The organism is Streptomyces sp. NPDC033845 (assembly GCF_055576225.1).
In genome coordinates this window covers 147,310-168,652 of record NZ_JBVIRI010000009.1, presented here as the reverse complement: position 1 = coordinate 168,652, position 21,343 = coordinate 147,310, and the positions used below count along the sequence as shown (strand labels likewise).

Annotated in this window: 17 protein-coding genes; 10 read left to right on the top strand and 7 right to left on the bottom strand. The window is 73.4% G+C overall.

Going from position 1 to position 21,343, the window contains the following annotated elements; all coding sequences use genetic code 11:
* Positions 1-55: 55 nt before the first annotated feature.
* Complete coding sequence (locus ACZ50K_RS20875; RefSeq protein WP_468905020.1) at positions 56-3,268, top strand: NACHT domain-containing protein; 3,213 nt, start codon at positions 56-58, stop codon at positions 3,266-3,268.
* Here ACZ50K_RS20875 and meaB read toward each other — a convergent pair.
* Genes meaB through ACZ50K_RS20855 form a run of 4 tightly spaced genes read right to left on the bottom strand, consistent with a single transcriptional unit; the run spans position 3,259 to position 9,604 of the window.
* Positions 3,259-4,248: a methylmalonyl Co-A mutase-associated GTPase MeaB gene (meaB, locus tag ACZ50K_RS20870; RefSeq protein ID WP_468905017.1), complete on the bottom strand. Its 990-nt coding sequence runs from the start codon at positions 4,246-4,248 to the stop codon at positions 3,259-3,261. The two genes, ACZ50K_RS20875 and meaB, sit on opposite strands and share 10 nt — an antisense overlap.
* Before the next feature lie 9 nt (positions 4,249-4,257).
* Positions 4,258-6,444 carry a methylmalonyl-CoA mutase gene (gene scpA / locus ACZ50K_RS20865; protein WP_468905014.1) on the bottom strand — a complete coding sequence of 729 codons (2,187 nt, stop codon included), beginning with the start codon at positions 6,442-6,444 and terminating at the stop codon, positions 4,258-4,260.
* The gene (locus tag ACZ50K_RS20860; RefSeq protein WP_468905011.1) at positions 6,441-8,327 is read right to left on the bottom strand and encodes a methylmalonyl-CoA mutase family protein; all 1,887 of its coding nucleotides are present in this window, start codon (positions 8,325-8,327) and stop codon (positions 6,441-6,443) included. Before ACZ50K_RS20860 ends, scpA begins: the two co-directional genes overlap by 4 nt.
* 23 nt (positions 8,328-8,350) lie before the next feature.
* Positions 8,351-9,604, bottom strand: a complete 1,254-nt coding sequence (locus ACZ50K_RS20855) for an ROK family transcriptional regulator (RefSeq protein WP_468905009.1) — start codon at positions 9,602-9,604, stop codon at positions 8,351-8,353.
* A 711-nt stretch (positions 9,605-10,315) separates the two neighbouring features.
* On the opposite strand from ACZ50K_RS20855, the gene ACZ50K_RS20850 reads away from it, so the two are divergent.
* The 6 genes from ACZ50K_RS20850 (at position 10,316) to ACZ50K_RS20825 (ending at position 16,468) form a co-directional block, all read left to right on the top strand.
* The gene (locus ACZ50K_RS20850; protein WP_468905007.1) at positions 10,316-11,362 is read left to right on the top strand and encodes a TauD/TfdA dioxygenase family protein; all 1,047 of its coding nucleotides are present in this window, start codon (positions 10,316-10,318) and stop codon (positions 11,360-11,362) included.
* 168 nt (positions 11,363-11,530) lie between these two features.
* Positions 11,531-12,103 (top strand): NADPH-dependent FMN reductase, encoded by a 573-nt coding sequence (gene ssuE / locus ACZ50K_RS20845; RefSeq protein WP_468905005.1) that lies wholly within the window; start codon positions 11,531-11,533, stop codon positions 12,101-12,103.
* A gap of 40 nt (positions 12,104-12,143) precedes the next feature.
* Positions 12,144-13,178, top strand: coding sequence for an ABC transporter substrate-binding protein (locus ACZ50K_RS20840; protein WP_468905002.1), 1,035 nt, complete (start codon positions 12,144-12,146; stop codon positions 13,176-13,178).
* Positions 13,179-13,186: 8 nt separating this feature from the next.
* Positions 13,187-13,978, top strand: a complete 792-nt coding sequence (locus ACZ50K_RS20835) for an ABC transporter ATP-binding protein (RefSeq protein WP_468904999.1) — start codon at positions 13,187-13,189, stop codon at positions 13,976-13,978.
* The gene (locus ACZ50K_RS20830) at positions 13,975-15,015 is read left to right on the top strand and encodes an ABC transporter permease (RefSeq protein WP_468904996.1); all 1,041 of its coding nucleotides are present in this window, start codon (positions 13,975-13,977) and stop codon (positions 15,013-15,015) included. Before ACZ50K_RS20835 ends, ACZ50K_RS20830 begins: the two co-directional genes overlap by 4 nt.
* A gap of 88 nt (positions 15,016-15,103) precedes the next feature.
* Complete coding sequence (locus ACZ50K_RS20825) at positions 15,104-16,468, top strand: LLM class flavin-dependent oxidoreductase (protein ID WP_468904994.1); 1,365 nt, start codon at positions 15,104-15,106, stop codon at positions 16,466-16,468.
* A gap of 135 nt (positions 16,469-16,603) precedes the next feature.
* Here the strand turns inward: ACZ50K_RS20825 and ACZ50K_RS20820 are convergent, their stop codons facing one another.
* The 3 genes from ACZ50K_RS20820 to ACZ50K_RS20810 all read right to left on the bottom strand — a co-directional run bounded on the left by ACZ50K_RS20820 (position 16,604) and on the right by ACZ50K_RS20810 (position 19,018).
* Entirely contained in the window at positions 16,604-17,521 is a 918-nt protein-coding gene (locus ACZ50K_RS20820; protein ID WP_468904991.1) for an NADP-dependent oxidoreductase, read from the bottom strand.
* 82 nt (positions 17,522-17,603) lie between these two features.
* Entirely contained in the window at positions 17,604-18,350 is a 747-nt protein-coding gene (locus ACZ50K_RS20815; protein WP_468904989.1) for a DUF2470 domain-containing protein, read from the bottom strand.
* A gap of 47 nt (positions 18,351-18,397) precedes the next feature.
* A complete protein-coding gene (locus ACZ50K_RS20810; RefSeq protein WP_468904987.1) occupies positions 18,398-19,018 on the bottom strand; it encodes a TetR/AcrR family transcriptional regulator in 621 nt (206 codons plus the stop codon).
* Positions 19,019-19,115: 97 nt separating this feature from the next.
* Here ACZ50K_RS20810 and ACZ50K_RS20805 point away from each other — a divergent pair, with 97 nt between their 5' ends.
* From ACZ50K_RS20805 to ACZ50K_RS20795, 3 genes are all read left to right on the top strand, one after another.
* On the top strand, positions 19,116-19,511 hold the full coding sequence (locus tag ACZ50K_RS20805) for a cell division protein SepF (protein WP_468904985.1): 396 nt from the start codon (positions 19,116-19,118) through the stop codon (positions 19,509-19,511).
* 67 nt (positions 19,512-19,578) lie between these two features.
* Positions 19,579-20,904 carry an AAA family ATPase gene (locus tag ACZ50K_RS20800; protein WP_468904982.1) on the top strand — a complete coding sequence of 442 codons (1,326 nt, stop codon included), beginning with the start codon at positions 19,579-19,581 and terminating at the stop codon, positions 20,902-20,904.
* Positions 20,901-21,260 (top strand): nucleotide pyrophosphohydrolase, encoded by a 360-nt coding sequence (locus ACZ50K_RS20795; protein WP_468904980.1) that lies wholly within the window; start codon positions 20,901-20,903, stop codon positions 21,258-21,260. The genes ACZ50K_RS20800 and ACZ50K_RS20795 overlap by 4 nt, the downstream gene beginning before the upstream one ends.
* The last annotated feature ends 83 nt before the right edge of the window (positions 21,261-21,343 follow it).

The following is a 21,343-nucleotide window of genomic DNA, read 5'->3' as shown; positions in this document are numbered from 1 at the left end:
CGGCGCACCGCCTAGGATTCTGAGTGTCATTCAGAACCGGGTGGGGGGCTGGGTCATGGAACCGTTGAGCGTAGGGGTGCGGCTGGCGTCGACGGCGGTCGCCCCGCTGGTCAAGAGGCTGTTCGTGCACGACCAGCCCGGAGCCGGGCTGGTCGACAAACCGGTCAAGCTGTCGGGCTATGTCTCCTTCCGCGGCGAGCAGCGCACGCTCACCGCCGCCGATCTCCGGAAGCTGGCGGGCAAGCTGGTCGACCAGGCGCTGAGACACGGCGAGCGGCCCGTCGGGGAGGACGAGCGGGAGGCGGTGGCCGATGCCCTCGCCACCACCCTGCGCGCCCTCGGGGACATCGAGCTCACCGACCTCGACGCGGTCCGCCTCGGCCACCGCGAGTTCGCCCGCGAACTGCGGCGCGCCGCCGGCGCCGACCCGGCCCGGGACCTCTCCGCCGACGCGACCCACTTCTACGAGCGGCTGCTGGACACCGCCTGCCTGCACATCCTCCAGTTCTTCACCCAGCGGTCCACCTTCGTGGCCCACGCGCTGGTGCAGCAGACGCGCGGCCTCGGCGAACTCACCGCCAAGGTCGACGAACTGATTCGCCGCCAGCCCCTGCCGGGCGGCGAGGACGCCGCCTTCGAGCAGGACTACCTCGCCCATGTCGTCGCCAGACACGGCAAGCTGACGATCTACGGCATCGACCTCAACAACACCCCCGGCCGCTGGCCGCTGGACGTGGCCTATCTGAACCTGGAGGTCACCTCCTCGTACGGCTGGTCGGCCTGGCCCGACGCGGAGCACGACCCTGACGACCCCTTCGTCCTGCGCCGAGCGCTCATCGACCAGAAGCCCGCGGACCGGGCGCTGACCGAGACCCCCCGAGTGCTCCTCCGCGGTGAGGCCGGTTCCGGCAAGAGCACCCTGGTCCAGTGGCTGGCCGTCACCGCGGCCCGCCAGGACCTGGACCAGCACCTGGAGTACCTGGCGGACCGGATCCCGTTCGTCCTCCCGCTGCGCACCCTCACCCGGCACGGCGAGCGGCTGCCCGCCCCCAAGGACTTCCTGTCGGCCACCGGCTCCCCGCTCGCCGGGACCCAGCCGGCCGGCTGGGAGCACCGGGTGCTCAGGGCCGGCCGGGCACTGGTCCTGGTCGACGGGATCGACGAGGTCCCCGACCCGGAGCGGGAGCGGACGCGCAGATGGCTGCGCGAGCTGATGGACACCTATGCGGGGGGCAACCGCTGGCTGGTCACCTCCCGCCCGTCCGCGGTGCGGGAGAAGTGGCTGGAGGAGGAAGGGTTCGCGGAGCTGACTCTGTCCTCCATGGGCCCGGCCGAGGTCGCCACCTTCATCCGGCGCTGGCACCGGGCCGCCCGACCCGACGCCGAGGACCGGGCCGTCCACGACGGATACGAAAGGCAGCTGCTGGCCGCCGTCCGCGCCAAACCGGATCTGGGCCGGCTCGCCACCAACCCGCTCATGTGCGGACTGATCTGCGCCCTGCACCGGGACAGGAAGGGCTTCCTGCCGTACGGCCGGAAGGACCTCTACGAGGCCGCCCTGACGATGCTGCTGAGCCGCCGGGACCGGGAGCGGGACATCAAGGGGCCCGAGCTTCGCGAGGAACCGCAGCTGGAGCTCCTCCAGCGGCTGGCCTACTGGCTGATCAAGAACGGCCGGACCGAGCTGGACCGCTCCAGGGCGGAGGAGATCATCGGCCGGATCCTGCCCTCCGTGCCGGAGGCCGCCACCCTGGGGGAGGCCCCGGCCGTCTTCGAGCACTTCCTCCAGCGCAGCGGCCTGCTCCGCGAACCGGCTCCGGGCGTCGTCCACTTCGTGCACCGCACCTTCCAGGACTTCCTGGGGGCCCGGGCGGCCGTGGAGGAGGGAGACTTCGGGCTCCTCGCCGAGCACGCGGACGACGACCAGTGGGAGGACGTCATCCGGATGGCCGTCGCCCTGGCCCACCGCCGGGACCGGGTCGTCCTCTTCCGCGACCTCCTGGACCGGGGCGACCGGGCCGAGGACACCCGGATCCGGGCCCGCATCCACCTGCTCGCCGCCTCCTGCCTGGAACAGGCGACCGTCCTGGACCCGGAGGTGCGCGAAGCGGTCCAGCTGCGGACGGAGGCCCTGATCCCCCCGGCGACCGAGGAGGAGGCCCGGTCCCTGGCCGGGGTCGGCCCGCTGCTCCTGGACCTGCTGCCCGGACCGGACCAGGTGGACTCGCTGAACGGCTACATGACGGTGGTCGCGGCCTCGCACGTGAGATCGGATGCGGCGATCGGGTTCCTGGCACAGTACGTCCGGCACCCGCTGATCCTCGTGCGGGCCCAGCTGATGTGGTCGTGGTCGCGGTTCGACACGGCCGAGTACGCCGAGGAGATCATCGCCCGGCTCGATCCGGACGACCTCGACTACATGGTCCAGTCCGACGAGCAGCTGGAGCAGCTGACCCGCGTCGGGGTCCGGCCCCTGAGGATGCAGGTCAGGGCGGGAGTGGGAGTGGTCCGCATCCGGGAGTACCTCCGCCGTACCCCGCTCCGGTCACTGATCATCTCCCACCCGGAGGTGGAGGACCTGGAGTTCCTGTCCGGGCACCGGCAGCTGCGCAAGCTGACCGTCGAGAGATGTCCCCGGCTCGCCGGACTGTCCGGGATCGAGGGCCTACCGGTCATGGAGCTGGAGGTCGTCTCGCCGCGGGCCGCCTTCGACCTCGGCGCGCTGTCGCAGCTGCCCCACCTGAGGCAGCTCGCCCTGCGGGGCACCGCCTCCCTGGCCATCGGCGGGGCGTTGGGGTCGGGCACCCCGCTGCGTGAGCTCCGCCTCGGCCACGGGATCCGGCTCACCGACGGCCTGCGGGGAATCGGCACCTGCACCGGTCTGGAGGAACTGGTCCTGAGCGATCCGGATGCTGGGTGCTCGCCCGAGGACTGGCGGGAACTGCTCCGGCTCCGCTCGCTCACCCATCTGCGGGTCCCCGCCCCCCTGCTGGACTCCCTGCCGACGGACGGCGGCGCGGCCGCCGTCACCTCCCTGGTCCTCACGGGCGGCGAGGACTCCCTGCGGGCCGCGGTCGCTCGGCTGCCCGCCGGCTTCCCCCGGCTGCGGACCCTGCGGCTCGACGCCGATCCGGAGCTGAAGGACACCCTGGACATCGCATCGCTGGCCGGGCTGCCCGAACTGGTCACCCTGGAACTCTCCGTACCGGAGGACCGGATACGTGGAGCAGCTGCACTGCCCGAGTCGGTGCAGCTGCGTCACTTCTGATCGCCGAAGGCGGCCAGGATGCGGTCCGCCGCCAGGGTGGCGGTCAGTTCGCCGTTGCGGACCGCTTCCTCCAGGCCGGGGGCCAGGGCGCGGACCGCGGGGTCGGAGCGGAGGCGGTCGAGGAGTTCCTCGCGGACCATCGACCAGGTCCACTCCACCTGCTGGGTGCTCCGCTTCGCGGCCAGCCGGCCGGTGGACTCCAGCAGGGTGCGGTGGGCCTCCAGCCGGGACCACACCTCGTCCAGACCGGTGCCCTCCCGGGCGCTGCAGGTCAGGACGGGCGGGGTCCAGCCCGCGTCCACCGGGTGCATCAGGCGGAGCGCCCCGGACAGCTCCCGGGCGGCGGCCCGGGCGTCCCGCTCGTGCGGGCCGTCCGCCTTGTTGACGGCGAGGACGTCCGCGAGCTCCAGGACGCCCTTCTTGATGCCCTGCAACTGGTCGCCCGTCCGGGCGAGCGAGAGAAGAAGGAAGGAGTCGACCATGCCCGCCACCGCGGTCTCCGACTGGCCCACACCCACCGTCTCCACCAGGATCACGTCGTATCCCGCGGCCTCCATCACGATCATCGACTCGCGGGTGGCCTTGGCGACCCCGCCCAGGGTCCCGGCGGACGGGGAGGGGCGGACGAACGCGGCCGGGTCCACCGCCAGCCGCTCCATCCGGGTCTTGTCGCCGAGGATGGAGCCGCCGGTGCGGGTGGACGAGGGGTCCACGGCCAGCACCGCCACCCGGTGCCCGAGCCCGGTCAGCAGGGTGCCGAAGGCGTCGATGAAGGTGGACTTGCCCACCCCGGGGACCCCGCTGATGCCGATCCGGCGGGCCGCCCCCGCGTGCGGGAGCAGCTCCGTCAGCAGCTTCTGGGCGAGGACCCGGTGATCGGGGCGGGTGGACTCGACGAGGGTGATGGCGCGGGCCACCAGGGCGCGCCTCCCGTCGAGCACGCCCTTCGCGTACGCGTCGATGTCGATTCTGGGGGGCATTCCCTCGGCCTACAGGTCGAGGCCGAGGTCACCGGCCAGCCGGGTCACCAGGTCGTACGCCGCGTCGGGGATGATCGTGCCGGGCGGGAAGACCGCCGTGGCGCCCATCTCCAGCAGCGTGGGGACGTCCGCCGGCGGGATGACCCCGCCGACCACGATCATGATGTCCTCCCGGCCCTCCGCCGCGAGCTGCTCGCGCAGCGCCGGCACCAGGGTGAGGTGTCCCGCGGCCAGCGAGGACACGCCCACCACGTGGACGTCCGCCTCGACGGCCTGCCGGGCGACCTCCTCCGGGGTCTGGAACAGCGGGCCGACGTCCACGTCGAAGCCCAGGTCGGCGAAGGCGGTCGCGATCACCTTCTGGCCGCGGTCGTGACCGTCCTGGCCCATCTTGGCGACCAGGATGCGGGGCCGTCGGCCCTCCGCCTCCTCGAACCGGTCGACCAGCGCGCGGGTGCGCTCCACCGACGGGGACTCGCCTGCTTCGTTGCGGTACACACCGGAGATCGTACGGATCTGGCTGGCGTGCCGCCCGTACACCTTCTCCAGGGCGTCCGAGATCTCGCCGACGGTGGCCTTGGCGCGGGCCGCGTCCACGGCCAGCGCGAGGAGGTTCCCGTCGCCGCGGTCGGCCGCGTTGGTGAGGGCCCGCAGGGTGTCCTGGGTGACGGCCTCGTCGCGTTCCTCGCGCAGCCGCCGCAGTTTGGCGATCTGCTGGGCGCGGACCGAGGAGTTGTCGACCTTGAGGACGTCGATCTGCTCGTCCGAGTCCACCCGGTACTTGTTGACGCCGATCACCGGCTGCCGGCCCGAGTCGATCCGGGCCTGGGTGCGGGCCGCCGCCTCCTCCACCCGGAGCTTGGGGATGCCCGCGTCGATGGCCTGCGCCATTCCGCCGGCCGCCTCGACCTCCTCGATGTGCTGCCAGGCCCGGCGCGCCAGGTCGTAGGTCAGCTTCTCCACGTAGGCGCTGCCGCCCCACGGGTCGATGACCCGGCAGGTGCCCGACTCCTGCTGGAGCAGCAGCTGGGTGTTGCGGGCGATCCGGGCGGAGAAGTCGGTGGGCAGCGCGAGGGCCTCGTCCAGGGCGTTGGTGTGCAGCGACTGGGTGTGCCCCTGGGTGGCGGCCATGGCCTCGATACAGGTGCGGGTGACGTTGTTGAACACGTCCTGCGCGGTCAGCGACCAGCCGGAGGTCTGCGAATGGGTGCGCAGCGACAGCGACTTGCTGTTCTTCGGGTCGAACTGCTTGACCAGCCGGGCCCACAGCAGCCGGGCCGCGCGCAGTTTGGCGACCTCCATGAAGAAGTTCATGCCGATCGCCCAGAAGAACGACAGGCGCGGCGCGAACGCGTCCACGTCCAGCCCGGCACCCAGCCCGGCCCGCAGGTACTCCACGCCGTCGGCGAGGGTGTAGGCCAGCTCCAGGTCGGCCGTGGCCCCCGCCTCCTGGATGTGGTAACCGGAGATCGAGATGGAGTTGTAGCGGGGCATCTTCTGCGAGGTGAAGGCGAAGATGTCGGAGATGATCCGCATCGACGGCTTCGGCGGGTAGATGTAGGTGTTGCGGACCATGAACTCCTTGAGGATGTCGTTCTGGATGGTCCCGGCGAGCTTGTCGGGGGAGACGCCCTGCTCCTCCGCCGCCACGATGTACAGGGCCAGGACCGGCAGCACCGCGCCGTTCATGGTCATGGACACCGACATCTTGTCCAGCGGGATCCCGTCGAACAGCTGCCGCATGTCGTAGATGGAGTCGATGGCCACGCCCGCCATGCCGACGTCGCCGGTCACCCGGGGGTGGTCGCTGTCGTAGCCGCGGTGGGTGGGCAGGTCGAAGGCGACCGACAGGCCCTTCTGGCCGGCCGCCAGGTTGCGCCGGTAGAAGGCGTTGGACTCCTCTGCGGTGGAGAAGCCGGCGTACTGCCGGATCGTCCAGGGCTGGTTGACGTACATGGTGGGGTAGGGGCCGCGCAGATAGGGGGCCACGCCCGGGTAGGTGGCCAGGAAGTCCAGGCCCTCCAGGTCCCGCCCGGTGTAGAGCGGCTGCACGCCGATGCCCTCGGGGGTCTCCCACAGCAGGTCCGCGGGGGAGCTGCCGGTGGACTCCTTGACGGCGGCCCGCCACTGGTCCTCGGAGCCCGCCGCGGCGGGCCCGGGGCCGAGCGGGAGCTCGGAGAAGTCGGGGATGCTCATCGGGCGACTCCCATCCGGTCGAGTACGGAGGACAGCACGGCGACCGCGTCGCAGCCGGCGAAGACGTACTCGTCCACGGCGTCGGCGGCGGTGCCGGGCCGGCCGGCGAGGAACAGGGTGCGGGCACCGGCGGCGCGCAGGGCGGCGGCGACCCCTTCGGCCTGCTCCTCGTACAGGGCGTCGCTGGAGCAGAGGACGGCGGTGCCGCCGTCCGCCCCGCTGGCGGCGAAGGCCGCGGCGGCGGTCTCCACGGTCACCGTCACCGGGTCGTGGACGGCCTCGATGCCGCCCGCCTGGAACAGGTTGGCGGCGAAGGTGGCCCGGGCGGTGTGTGCGGCGGCCGGGCCGAGTGCGGCCAGGAAGATCCGGGGCCGGGAGCCGGTGGCGGCCAGATGGGCGTCCGAACGGGCGCGCAGCGCCTCGTACGCCTCGTCGCGGCGGACCCGGGGGAGTCCGCCGGCGGGCCGGGCGGGGGCCGGTTCGCGGGTCGGCAGGGTCTCGGAGAGCAGCGGGAACTCGCTGACCCCGGTGACGGGTTCGCGGCGGGTGGCCAGCTTCCTGGAGCGTTCCGCCCAGGTGGCGGCGAGCCGTTCGGCGACCATGCCGGAGCGCAGGGCGGCGGCCAGTCCACCGGCCTTCTCCACGGTCTGGAAGAACACCCAGGCCGCGTGCGCGAGTTCGTCGGTGAGCTGTTCCACGTACCAGGAGCCGCCGGCCGGGTCGATGACCCGGGCCAGATGGGACTCCTCCAGCAGCACCGTGGAGGTGTTGCGGGCGATCCGGCGGGCGAAGGCGTCCGGCAGGCCGATCTCCTGGTCGAAGGGGAGCACGGTGACCGAGTCGGCGCCGCCCACCCCGGCGGCCATGCAGGCCACGGTGGTGCGGAGCATGTTCACCCAGGGGTCGCGTCGGGTCATCATCACCGGGGAGGTCACCGCGTGCTGCCGCTGGGCGCCGGCCGCCGGGGCCCCCGAGGCCTCGGCGATCCGGGCCCACAGCCGGCGGGCGGCGCGCAGCTTGGCGATGGTCAGGAACTGGTCGGCGGTGGCCGCGTAGCGGAACTCCAGCTGCCCGAAGGCCGCTTCGGTGCTCAGCCCGCCCTCGGTGAGGGCCCGGAGGTAGGCCACCCCGGTGGCCAGGGACAGGCCCAGTTCCTCGGCGGTGCTGCCGCCCGCCTCGTGGTAGGGCAGGGCGTCCACGGTGAGGGCGCGCAGACCGGGCCGGCCGGCCGCGTTCTCCCGGGCCAGTCCGACGGCCGGGGCCGGGTCCAGGGCCTCGCCGGTGCGGGCCTCGTGGCCGAGCGGGTCGGCGCCCAGGCTGCCGCGGATCTCCGCCGGAGAGGTTCCGCGCTCGGCGTGCAGGCGCAGCAACTCGGCTGCCGCCTCGGCGTATTCGGCGCCCGCGTCCAGGGCGATCGGGGCGAGGTCCAGATAGACCCCGTCCAGGGCCCGGGCGAGTCCGGAGACCGGCAGGCCGGCCCGGCCCACGGTGAGCCACAGCGAGGTGACCCCGTTCTCCAGGTCGGCGAGGACCGCCTCGTTCAGCCGGGCCGGGTCGGTGTGCACCAGCCGCTGCCGTACGTCCCAGCCCCCGGCGGCGTTGCCGGCCGCCCGGCCGCCGCGTACGAAGGGGGCGAACCCCGGCAGTCCGGTGGCCGGCACCCCGGGCGCGTCGGGGGTGCCGGCGGTGGAGGCCGCGGTGTACAGGGGGCGGGTGCGGAGCCCGTCCTGGAGCTTGGTGGACAACGCGTCTTCCGCGGCGGTGCCGGAGGCTTCCCTGCCCGACTTTCGCAGTACGCCCTCTACCAGGCGCTGCCACTGCTCATGTGTCGCGTCAGGGAACTCGGCGGCCAGGGAGAGCCCGTCGTCAGGCTGGACCGTCATGGCTCGAATGCTAGGGGGGCCGCTCATGCGAGACCATAAGCGTCGGATGTGATCTCGCCCTCTCGGCGGATACCGGATGTTCCGGATGGAACGGGCGTTCCGGATGTGCCCGAGGGATCGTGGAACAGCGGCCCCAGCAGCACCGCCGCCGCGGCCTGGGGCAGCACGGCCGCCCCGGGGAGCGGCACCACGATCCGCCGTGGGTCGGTGACCACGTGCGACAGCTCGACCGCCGCGCCGCGGATCTCCTCCAGATAGGTCTCGTGCAGCAGGCTGGCCAGCTCGGTGACCACCATGACCGCCGGGTTGAACACGTCCAGCAGCAGGGCGGCGGCCCGGCCCACCGACCGGGCCCGCTCCCGGACGAGGCGGTCCGCCCGGGCGTCCCCGGCCGCCGCCGCGTCCACCAGCAGGCCCACCACCGGCTCCGGAACGATGCCCTGCCGGACCGCCTCCTCGGCCAGCGCCCCCTCCGAGACGGTCGCCTGGAGGCAGCCGGTGCGCCCGCAGCCCGGGCAGGAAACCGTGGACCCCGGTACCGGCAGATGGGTGACGTCCCCGGCCGCCGCGCCCGGCCCCTGGTGCAGGGAGCCCGCCACGGCGAACGCGGCGTCCACCACATTGCCGATGAACAGGTGGACCAGACTGCTGCGGGCCTCGGGCCGGCCGAAGAGCAGTTCGGCCCCGGCCACCGCCCGTGCGTGGTTGTCCACCCGCACCGGCAGCCCCAGGGCCTCGGCCAGCTCCCGGCCCAGCGGCCGGTCCCGCCAGCCGAGCACGTCGTGGCGGACCACCACCCCGTCCACCGGCCGGATCCGGCCACCGAGCGCCACCCCGACCCCGAGCAGTGGCCGACTGCCGCCGAACTCGTCCAGGAACCGGGCCAGTTCGGCGGCGATCAGGGCGGGGGAGTGGTCTCCGCGGTGCGGCATCGTGCGCTGGGCCAGCACCCGGCCGCGCAGGTCCACCAGCCCGAAGGTGGAGGACGGCACCCCGATGTGCAGGGCGGCGGCCACCGCCCCGCCCACCGGCCCGGTGTGCAGGTCGAGCGGGATCCGCGGCCTGCCGATGCCCCCGGTGGCGGCCCGGTCGGCGGGTTCGCGCAGCTCCCGCAGCAGGCCGCTGCGGATCAACCCGGTGGTCTGCCGGGACACGGCGGCCGGACTCAGCCCGCAGAGCCGGGAGATGGCGCTGCGCGCCACCGGACCGTGGTCCAGCACCGTGCGCAGCACCGCGGCCGCGTTCACCGACGCGCGGTCGTCCCCTGCGTGTGTCACGTCGACTCCTCGTCTCCTTCGTCGGCAGCATGGCGGTTGCGTTGCGGGGCCGTGAAATCCCCCGGTGGTACCGACCGGTCGGTGGCACCCTCGCCCATACCCCCGGAGTCGGGCTGAATCCGCAGGTCAGAAGGGGTGCGGTGCGGGACGGTGAACGCCAGTGCGGAGAACGATTGAACCAGGACTGCGGCTCCGGGGGCGTTACGGCCGCCCCGGGCGGGCCTTGACCGTTTCCGGCCACGCTGACACGCTCCGAGCCATGACCGCGACCGAGAACCTCGCCCCGCGGCTCCACACCTCCGGCCCGGGCCACGCCCCGGCGGGATGTCCGGGCCGCTGTTGTCCGGCCCGCCGCCGCGCCTAGCCCGACCCTCCGGCGGCCCGGACCCGTACCGCCGGTGACCCCGCCCGCAGGGCGCGGTCCGCGCACCGGCCGGGTCCGTCCCGGCGCCGCGGGCCGCCGGCCCGTCTGACGGGCTCCGTCCGACCGGCTCCTTCTGCCGGGCCGGCTCGCGCACGTTCCGTCCGGCACTCCCCGTTCCGCTGTCGCACCACCCCGCCGAGCCGTCGGCGCGGGCTCCGAACCCACACCCCCGGCGCCCGCGCCGGCTCACGCCCCGAGCCGTGCCCGTACCCGTATTTCTTCCGCTGCGGAAAGAATCTCGTTCCGCTTTCCCCCCGGTCCCGCACCGGTGCCCCAGGAGGCATGTCATGGCCACTGCAATCCAGACCGAGTCCCAGACCGACTCCCAGACCGAGCCCCAGTCCCCCACCGAGTCCGCGTCCGAGTCCCAGGCCCGTTCCGGGCTGACCGTCACGAAGATCGGCGGCCGGATCGGTGCGGAGATCGGCGGGGTCCGCCTCGGCGGGGACCTCCCGCCCGAGACCGTCGCCGGGATCCGGGCCGCCCTGCTCGCCCACAAGGTGGTCTTCTTCCGCGGCCAGGACCACCTCGACGAGGACTCCCACGAGGCCTTCGCCCAGCTCCTCGGCACCCCCGTCGCCCACCCCACCGTCCCCTCCGCGGACGGCCGTTACGCCCTCGGCATCGACTCCCACCACGGCGCCCGCGCCAACCAGTGGCACACCGACGTGACCTTCGTGCCCGCCTACCCGGCCTTCTCCATCCTCCGCGCCGTCACCATCCCGCCCTACGGCGGCGACACCCTGTGGGCCAACACCGCCACCGCCTACGACAGCCTCCCCGAACCGCTCCGCGCCCTCGCCGACGGCCTGCGCGCCGTCCACTCCAACGAGTACGACTACGCGGCCCTGCGGCCCGACGCGCTGCCCGAGGCCCTGGCCCAGTACCGCGAGGTGTTCACCTCCACCAAGTTCCTCACCGAGCACCCGGTGGTCCGGGTGCACCCCGAGACCGGCGAGCGCACCCTGCTGCTCGGCAACTTCGTGCAGCGGATCAGCGGCCTCACCGGCCGGGACTCCCGCACCCTGCTGGAGCTGTTCCAGGCGCACGTCGAGAGCCCCGAGAACACCGTCCGGCACTCCTGGCAGCCCGGGGACGTCGCGATCTGGGACAACCGCGCCACCCAGCACTACGGGGTCGACGACTCCGACGACCACGAGCGCACCCTGCGCCGGGTGACCGTCGACGGTGACGTCCCGGTGGGCCCGGACGGCCGGCCCTCCGTCCTGATCAGCCCGGAGACCGTGCCCGACCCGTCCTTCGGCATCCCTTCCGGCGCGTCCACCGACGCAGCGGCCACCGAGGCCGCCGAGGCACCCGCCGCCACCGTCTGACCGCCCACCGCCCGACCGCCCCCGGCCCGTCACCACCCCACCCGCCACTGCCCGACCACCAGGGCCGCCCCGGTCCGTCCGCCGGGCCGGCCCCACCACCGGCACCCGCCGTCACCGCCACCACAGGCACCCGCCCGCCCCGCCCGCGCCGCCCCGGAAAGAGAACCCGTGCCCCGCATCCTCGCCCTCACCGGTAGCCCCTCCCTCCACTCCCGCACCGCGGTGGTGGCCGAGCACGCCCTGCGCCGCCTCGGCCACGACGGCCTGGAGACCGGCCACCTGGCCGTCCGCGACCTGCCCGCCGCCGATCTGCTCGCCGCCCGCACCGGACAGCCCGAACTGCGCCGGGCGCTGGCCGCCGTGGCCGAGGCCGACGGCCTGGTCATCGCCACCCCCGTCTACAAGGCCTCGTACACCGGGCTGCTCAAGGCCTTCCTCGACCTGCTCCCGCAGGACGGACTGGCCGGCAAGACGGTCCTGCCGCTCGCCACCGGCGGCAGCCTCGCCCACGTCCTCACCATCGACTACGCGCTCCGCCCGGTGCTCGCGGCCCTCGGGGCCCGCCACGTCACCGCCGGCCGGTTCCTCCTCGACTCCTCGGTGGAGCGCGGGGACGGTCCGGACCGGCTGCGCCCCGAGGCCGAACTCGACCTCTACCAGGCGGTGGACGAGTTCGCCCGGGCCGTCCACGCCGACCACGCCACCCGTTCCGTCCGGCTGCCCGCCGCCGCGACCTCCTGACCCGTCGACCGATCCGCCGTACCGACAAGGAACCATGATCATGTCCGCAGCACGCATCCCGTCCACCACCTCCCGGCGCCAGTTCCTCACCCTGCTCGGCATCTCGGCGGCCGCGGTGAGCTGCGGCACGGCCACCGCCAAGAACGGGGGCTCCGGCGGTCAGGTCAAGACCCTCAAGTACCAGGGCTCCGTCGGCCAGGTGACCCTGGCCGAGCTGGCCGCGGACCTCGGCTACCTCGGGGACCTGAAGCTGGAATGGGTCGGCAACACCATCAGCGGCCCGCAGGACATCCAGTCGGCGGCCACGGGTCAGATCCACTTCGGCGGCGCGTTCAACGGCGCCATCGTCAAGCTCGCCGCGGCCAAGGCCCCGATCCAGGCCGTCGTCTCCTACTACGGCAGCGACCAGTACGCCTACAGCGGCTACTACGTCCTGGCGGACAGCCCGATCCGGTCCGCGCGCGACCTGATCGGCAAGAAGGTCGGCATGAACACCCTGGGCGCCCACTCCCAGGCCATGCTGGAGATCTACCTCGGCCGCAACGGCCTCTCCAAGGACGAGATCGGCAAGGTCGAGTCCCTGGTGGTCCCGCCGGTCAACACCGAACAGGCCCTGCGGGCCGGCCAGATCCAGGTCGGCGTCCTGGGCGGGGTGCTGCGCGACAAGGCCCTCGCGGCCGGCGGCATCCGCCCGCTGTTCACCGACTTCCAGCTGCTGGGCGCCTTCAGCGCCGGCTCGTACGTGATGACCAAGCGGTTCCTGAAGGAGAACCCGGACACCGCCCGCACCTTCGTCACCGGGGTCGGCCGGGCCATCGAATGGACCCGGACCACCCCCCGCGACCAGGTCATCGCCCGGTTCACCGAGATCGTCGGGAAGCGCGGCCGCAACGAGGACACCGCCACCCTCAAGTACTGGCACTCCTACGGGGTCGCCGAGACCGCCGGCCGGATCCCCGACAAGAGCTTCCAGCTGTGGCTGGACTGGCTGGGCGAGCGCGGTGAGGTGAAGAAGGGCCAGCTGACCGCCACCGACCTGTTCACCAACGAGTTCAACGCTCCCGGAAAGGGGTGACCACCGCCATGGCGAAGATCGTCTTCGACGGGGTCGGCAAGTCCTTCGGCGAGTTCACCGCCCTCGACGGCATCGACCTGGAGATCGAGAGCGGCGAGTTCACGGTGGTCGTCGGCCCCAGCGGCTGCGGCAAGTCCACCCTGCTGGACCTGCTCGGCGGTCTGGCCCGCCCCACCGCCGGCCGGATCCTGCTCGACGGGAAGCCGGTCACCGGGCCCGGTCTGGACCGGGGCATCGTCTTCCAGCAGTACGCGCTGCTGCCGTGGCGGACCGCCCAGGGCAACGTGGAGTTCGGCCTGGAGGCCACCGGCGTGCCCCGCCGGCACCGGGCCGCCCGCGCCCGGGAGTTCCTCGACCTGGTCGGGCTGACCGGCTTCGAGGGACGGCACCCGCACCAGCTGTCCGGCGGCATGCGGCAGCGGGTGGCCATCGCCCGGGCGCTGGCCTACGACCCGGACGTGCTGCTGATGGACGAGCCGTTCGCGGCCCTGGACGCGCAGACCCGGGAATCCCTCCAGGACGAGCTCCGGCGGATCTGGCAGAGCACCGGCAAGACCGTCGTGTTCATCACCCACGGCATCGAGGAGGCCGTCTACCTCGGCCAGCGGGTGGCCGTCATGACCTCCCGGCCCGGCCGGATCAAGGAAGTGGTCCCGGTGTCCTTCGGCGACCGCTCCGGGCTGCTGGGCGAGGACCTGCGGTCCAGCCCGGAGTTCGCCCGCTACCGGCACGAGATCTGGACCCTCCTCCACGACGAGGTGGCCCGCGCCCAGCAGCTTGAGAAGGAGTCCGTCGCATGACCCCGCCCACCACGACCGGACCGGCCCCCACCACGACCGGACCGGCCCCCGCCGCCCCGTCCGCCCCCGCCGGGGCGAACGCCACGGCTCCGGCCGACGCACCAGTGGCAGTTCCGGCCGGAGCCCCGGCCGACGCGCTCGCCGACGTACGGGACGAGGACCGGGCCGGAGCGGCCGCCGGTGTGCCGGAGCGGGCCCCGGCCGAGGCGCCGGACGGCACGCCCCGCAAGGCGCCGGCCGGGCGCGGCGGGCGGGCCGCCGGGGCGGCCGTGCTCCGGGTGCTGCGCGCCCTGGCCCTGCGGTCCGCCGCGATCCTCGCCCTGGTCGCCCTCTGGGAGATCGCCCCGCGGGCCGGCCTGGTCGACGCGACCTTCCTGCCGCCGATCAGCGAGGTGGCCGTGGCCTGGTGGGAGCTGGTGCTGGACGGCCAGCTCGCCGAGCACGTGGAGGCCAGTCTGGTCCGGGCGCTCGGCGGGTTCGGGATCGCCGTCGCGGTGGCCGTCCCGCTGGGCCTGCTGATCGGCTGGTACCGGCCGGTCGCCGATCTGCTCGGCCCGCTGCTGGAGGTGTTCCGCAACACCGCCGCGCTGGCCCTGCTGCCGGTGTTCGTCCTGCTGCTCGGCATCGGCGAGACCTCGAAGGTGTCCATCGTCGTCTACGCCTGCGTCTGGCCGGTGCTCCTCAACACCATCAGCGCCGTCCGCAACGCGGACCCCACCCTGGTCCGGCTGGCCCGGTCGATGGACCTCTCCACGCCCCGGCTGTTCCAGAAGGTGATCCTCCCTGCCTCCGTACCGGCCGTCTTCACCGGGATCCGGCTGGCCGGGGCGGTGTCGGTCCTGGTGCTGGTGGCGGCCGAGATGATCGGCGCCAAGGCCGGCCTGGGCTATCTGATCAACGCCTCCCAGTTCAACTTCGCGATCCCGCAGATGTACGCCGGGATCATCACCATCTCGGCGATCGGCGTGGCCTTCAACCAGATCCTCGTCTCCGTCGAACGCCGGCTCAGCCTCTGGCGCGTCCCGACCAACCCCTGACCCGAGGCCCTCCCGCCGCCCGACGGTCCTCCCACCGCCGGACGGTCCGCCCGCCGCCCGACCGCCCCGAACACACCCAGGAAGCGCCATGACCGACCAGACGCCCCAGACCGACCGGACCTCCCCGACCTCCCGGACCCTGCACCTCAACGCGTTCCTGATGAACGCCGGCCACCACGACGCCGCCTGGCGGCACCCCGACAGCAGCCCCGAGCGGGTCACCGACCTGGCCTACTTCCAGGACCTGGCCCGGACCGCCGAGCGCGGCAGGCTGGACTCGATCTTCTTCGCCGACGGCCTCGCCCTCTGGGGCAAGGCCCGCCACAACGCCCTCGGCGGTTTCGAGCCGCTCACCCTGCTGGCCGCCATCGCCGCCGTCACCCGGCACGTCGGCCTGATCGCCACCGTCTCCACCACCTTCAACGAACCCTTCCACCTGGCCCGGAAGTTCGCCTCCCTCGACCACATCAGCGGGGGCCGGGCCGGCTGGAACATCGTCACCTCCGGCACCGTCGACGAGGCCCGCAACTTCAACCGGGACGAACACCTCGAACACCATGTCCGCTACGAGCGGGCCCACGAGTTCCTGGACGTGGCCACCAAGCTCTGGGACAGCTGGGAGGACGACGCGATCGTCCTCGACAAGGAGAACGGCGTCTACGCCGACACCGACCGGCTGCACCCGGCGGCGCACCGCGGCGAGCACTTCCAGGTGGCCGGCCCGCTCAACGTGCCCCGCTCCCCGCAGGGCTACCCGCTGCTGGTGCAGGCCGGATCCTCCGAGGACGGCAAGGAGTTCGCCGCCCGGCACGCCGAGGCCGTCTTCACCGCCCAGCAGACCCTCGGGGACGCCCAGACCTTCTACAAGGACCTCAAGTCCCGGCTGTCCCGCTACGGCCGCACCGAGGACGAACTGCTGGTCCTCCCCGGCATCGCCCCCGTCATCGGTTCCACCGAGGCCGAGGCCAAGGCCCTGGAGCAGCAGCTCACCGACCTCCAGGTGCCCGAGTACGGGCTGGCCCAGCTCTCCGGGATGCTCGGCGTGGACCTCTCCGGCCTCCCGCTGGACGGACCGCTGCCCGACCTCCCGGAGGAGCGGGACATCAACGGCAACAAGAGCCGGTTCACCCTGGTCGCCGAACTCGCCCGGCGGGACGGGCTGAACCTGCGGCAGCTGATCGCCCGGCTCGGCGCGGGCCGCGGCCACCGGGTGTTCGCCGGGACCCCCGAGCAGATCGCCGACCAGCTCCAGGAGTGGTTCGAGAACGGCGCGGCGGACGGGTTCAACATCATGGCCCCGGTGCTGCCCACCGGACTGACCGACTTCGTCGACCAGGTGGTGCCGATCCTCCAGCGGCGCGGGCTCTTCCGCACCGAGTACACCGGGCGCACCCTGCGCGAGAACTACGGTCTGGCCCGCCCGGCCAACCGGAACCTGCGGGCCGGGGTCTGAGCCGGGCCGCCTGACGGGCGGCGGCCGCCGCCGGGGTCCCGACCGGACCCCGGCGGCACCGTCGTGTCCGGGCAGGTCGTGTCCGGGCAGGTCGTCTCCGGGCGTGACGTGTCCGGCTGCGTTCGTGGCAGGGGCTCAGACGGTGATGACGATCTTCCCGCGGGTGCGTCCGGACGCGCTGAGCTCCCAGGCCTTGGCGGCGTCCGCCAGCGGCACCGCGTGCGCCACGCTGACCGAGAGCCTCCCGGTGTCGGCGAGTTCGGCCAGGAAGGCGAGATCGGTGGTGTCGGGCCGGACCCACAGCTGGTGGGCGCCCTTCTCCGCCGCCCGGTAGTCGGCGATGGACACCACCCGGTCCGGGCGGCCGACCAGCGACTGCAGCGGCTCCACCCCGTCCCCGTGGAAGTCCAGACCGGCGTCGACGCCCCCGGGGGCCAGGGCGCGGATCCGGTCCGCCAGGCCCTCCCCGTAGAGCACGGGTTCCGCGCCCAGCGAGCGCAGGTAGTCGTGGTTGTGGGCGCCGGCCGTGCCGATCACTCGCAGTCCCAGGGCGACGGCGATCTGCACCCCGAGGGAGCCGGTGCCGCCGGCCGCGGAGTGGATCACCACGGTCTCGCCGGCCGTGACCCCGACCCGCCGCAGCGACTGGTACGCGGTCAGGCCGGCCAGGGGGATCCCCGCGGCCTGCTCGAAGCCCAGCTCCCGCGGCTTGCGGGCGATGGTGCGGACCGGGGCGGAGACCAGCTCCGCGTAGGTGCCGAGCTCCAGCCACTCCTTGCGGACGTATCCGTAGACCTCGTCGCCGACCGCGTATTCGGAGGTGTCCTCGCCGAGGGCCTCGACGACCCCCGCCACGTCCCAGCCGGGTATGACGGGGAAACGCGTCTCCAGGATGGGGTCGAGGAAGCCGGACGCCAGCTTCCAGTCGATGGGGTTCACTCCCGCGGCCTTGACCCGGATGAGCACCTCGCCGGGGCCGACCTTGGGTTCGCGGATGTCAACGAGCTTGAGGGAGGCGGGAGTTCCGTATGCGTCGTAGCTGATTGCCTTCATGGCCAGGGCCAACCGTCCGCCCCGGAGGGGTATTCCTGGTCCGGCCCGTTTCCCTTGGGCGGTTTGTCTTCTCCGTCCCGGATCAGGCGGGCAGGGTGTTGCGGTGCGAGTGGCGGCGCGCCGCGCTCAGCAGGGCCTGGATCTGGGCGCCGGACTGCTCGACGTCGTCCAGCGGGGACGGGAACGGGAGCCGTACGTCGCGGTGGCCGAGCCGGCGCTCCAGCCGCAGGGTCAGCCCGTACCGGTCGAGCGCCACCGGCAGGGCGCGCAGCACCGGGCCGCCCGCGGAACCGGCCGCCGGCACCAGCCGGAGCAGCAGGGTGACCAGCTCGGGGTGGTCGTCGAGGAGATGGGTGAGCATGCCCGCCTCGTAGGTGGCGAGCGGATCCGGGTAGGCCTCGTCGAGTTCGTCGAGCCCGAGGTGGGTGAGGGTGCCGTCCCCGGTCTCCAGCACCGCGTGGCCGTACTCCACGCAGGTGCTCGCCGAGAGGTCGGGGCCCTCGGCGGCGAACGGGGTCAGCAGCCGGCCCAGCACGGTGACCCGGGCGCGCACCCGGTCGCGGACCGGGGTGGGGGCGATGTCGGTGAACTCCAGCCGGATCGCCGGGCGGGCGTCGGCGGCCCGGCCCGGGGCGGCGGCCGGGGCGGGGTGGAGGTGGAAGCGTCCGAGCACGTCCGAGCCGTCCATCTGCCGGACCTCGGTCCGCACCCCCTCGGTGATCACCGTCATGGAGTGGGCGGCGGCCAGCACGGACCGCACCCGTTCGGCGTCGGTGGGCCGGGCGGGGTGGGCGGTGCTGGTGGCCGGGGTGGCGCCGGGCATGCGCATGCGGATCTCTCCATCATCCCGAGGAGGGGTGGTTAGGTATGCCTAACCTAACCCATCCTGTCCTCGCTGAGTAGCCTCCGCGCCGCCCGGCCCAGTCCGCGCACGATCCGCTCGGGGTCCATGCCCAGGGTCTGGCGCTGGTACTGGAAGGTCTCCGGGGCCAGCGGACTCAGCGCGATGTCCGCGCAGGCGTCGGGATCCTCCACCCCGGCCTCGGCCAACAGGGTGCGCACGTGCCGGCGCCAGTGCGCGTACGCCTCGGTGTGGAACCGGGCCGCGCCGCCCCCCGCGCCCAGGGCCAGCGGAAGATGCCGTTCCAGCAGCTCGACGGCAGCCTCGTAGAAGGCGGCGAGCCGCTCCGCCGCGGGCGCCCCCGGCCCCAGCGGGGGCGGGCCGCAGTCCAGCCGGCCCTGGAGCAGCAGCTCGTGCTCGTCCAGCAGGGCCGCGGCCACCGACCGGGTGTCGGGGAACCGGCGGTACAGGGTGGCCCGGCCCACCCCGGCCTCCTTCGCTATCGAATCCATGGTGACCGTCCGCGGATCCTGCGAGGAGAACAACTGCTCCGCCGCGGCCAGGATCTGCTCGTGGTTGCGCACGGCGTCGATCCGCCGGGTCCGGGGGAGGGGCGGGGCCAGGGGCAGGGGACGGGCCCCATCGCTACCGCTCATGGCGCGACCCTACGTCGTTCGTGTCGGTGTTGGGCTGAACGGGTGAAACGAGAGAGGATGGCCCGATGCACATGAAGCGTGGGGCCGAGGTGGGCCGGTGAGCAGGTACGACGTCACCGACGAACAGTGGGAGGGGCTCGCGCAGGTCGTGCCCCTGCGCAGTCGCAACGAGTGGCCCTCGCGGGTGGACCACCGGACCATCCCCACCGCCCCCGGGGACACCGGCGCCGAGCAGCGGCGTTTCGTGGTCATCCGGGTCCAGGTCTTCGCGGACGCCCGCGAGGTCGCCGAGTACCTGATCGCACAGATCCCGGTGCTGCTCGACCTGACCGGCGCCGACGGCGAAGTGGCCAAGCGGATCCTGGACTTCAGCAGCGGTGTGGTGTTCGGGCTGGGCAGCGGGATGCACCGGGTCGACCGGAACGTCTTCCTCCTCGCCCCGGTGGGCACCGAGGTGGAGGGGATCGCGGCCGCGGCCGTCCCCCGATCGTAGGAAGACGGCCGCGGCGGAACGGTTCGGCGGTGCAACCGGCCGTCCGGGCGGCCGTACCGTCCGCCGCATGGACCTCACCACCGCCCCGAGCGCTCCGGCCGTGCCCGATCCCCGGACCGGCGACTGGCGGTCCGGCCACCGGCCGGCCGAACCCGCCGGGTCCGCCCCGTCCTCCGATGCGCAGCCACGGCCGGTCCTGGCCGAACTCCGGCTCTCCGCCTACGGAAGGCACCGCGGCACCCTCCTGCGGCTAGGACCGGTCACCCTGCTGTCCGGACCCAGCGGCTGCGGCAAGTCCCAGGCCCTGGAAGCCTGCACGGCCCTGGCCGGACTCGCCGCCGGGGCCTCCCTGGGCGAGGTGTTCCCCGAACCGATGGCCTGGGTGCCCGACGGGGCCCGGCCGGACCCGGCCGGCCGGCGGGGGTTCCGCATCGGCTGCACCGTGGACGGACCGCTCGGGCCGGTCCGGCTGGACCTCGCGGTGCAGGCCTACCCGGGGCTGCGGATCGTCGGCGAACGCCTCAGCATGGGCCGGCAGGTGCTGCTCGCCACCGCCCTGCGCGACCCCGGACGGCCGTTCGTCCAGGGCGCCTGGCTGACCGGACCCGTCGGACCCGTCGGAGCCGACGGATCTGTCGGTCCCTCCGGTACGGGGGCGGGGACCGGGGCCGGGGCGTTCGGGCCCGCCGGGGCGGTCACCCGGGGGCCGCTGCCCGACGACCGGCTCGGCACCGCCCTGCTGCCGCTCCGGGTGGCCGGCCGGACCGAGGGCCAGCGCCGGGTACTGGCCGCGGCCGAGCAGACGGTGATCGCGCTCCGCTCCGTCTACGCCTGCGACCCCGCACCCGCCGGCATGCGCGCCCCGGCCCCCCTGGGCGCCGGCCGGCTGGCCCCCGACTGCGCCAATCTGGCCGATGTGCTGCGCCGCACCCGCGGCGAATGCGGCACCCGGCACGCCCTGCTGGTGGCGGCGGCCCGGGCGGGCTGCGCCGGACCGGTGCGGGACCTGGTCACCCGGACCGGCCCGGACGGGCGGACCACCGCCGAACTGCTGCGGGCCGAGGGACCGGCGGCCGGACCGGCCGACGCCTCCCCGCTGGGGCGGCTGGGCGACGGGGAGCTGAGGTTCCTGGCGCTGGCCCTGGTCCTGTTGACCGGACCCGGGGTGCTCGCCGTCGACCCGGCCGCCGAACTCCCGGCGGCCCGGCAGGCCCTGACCGTGCTCGCCGACGGCTTCGACCGGGGGCTGGACTCCCGGCAGCGCACCGAACTGCTGCGGCTGGCCAGGCTGTGCTGCGAACGCGGACACCTGAGGCTGATCGCGGCGGTGGGGGAGGAGGCGATGGGGGCGCGCGGACTGCCGGGGGTGGGGGTGGTAGACCTGGTGCCATGAGTGCAGACGAGCGGCTGGGACAACTCCAGCGAAGGCTGGCCGAGTTCGCGGAGGCCCGCGGCTGGGAGCCGTACCACACCCCGAAGAACCTGGCCGTGGCGCTGAGCGTGGAGGCCTCCGAACTGGTCGAGATCTTCCAGTGGCTGACCCCCGAGCAGTCGGAGCGGGTCATGGAGAAGCCGGACACCGCACACCGGGTGGCCGACGAAGTGGCCGATGTGCTGGCGTATCTCCTGCAGTTCTGTGAGGTTCTCGGGGTCGATGTGCTGGATGCGCTCGCCGCGAAGATCGAAAGGAACGAGCTCCGCTTCCCGGTGCCGGAGGGTCAGGGCCCCGACCGTCACTCTTCGGAGTGATGAATTCGTCCACAGACTTGATTCTGTCCACATTTTCCGAATACCCCTAGCTTTACGGGCCCGCTGCCCTCACTCTGGGTAGT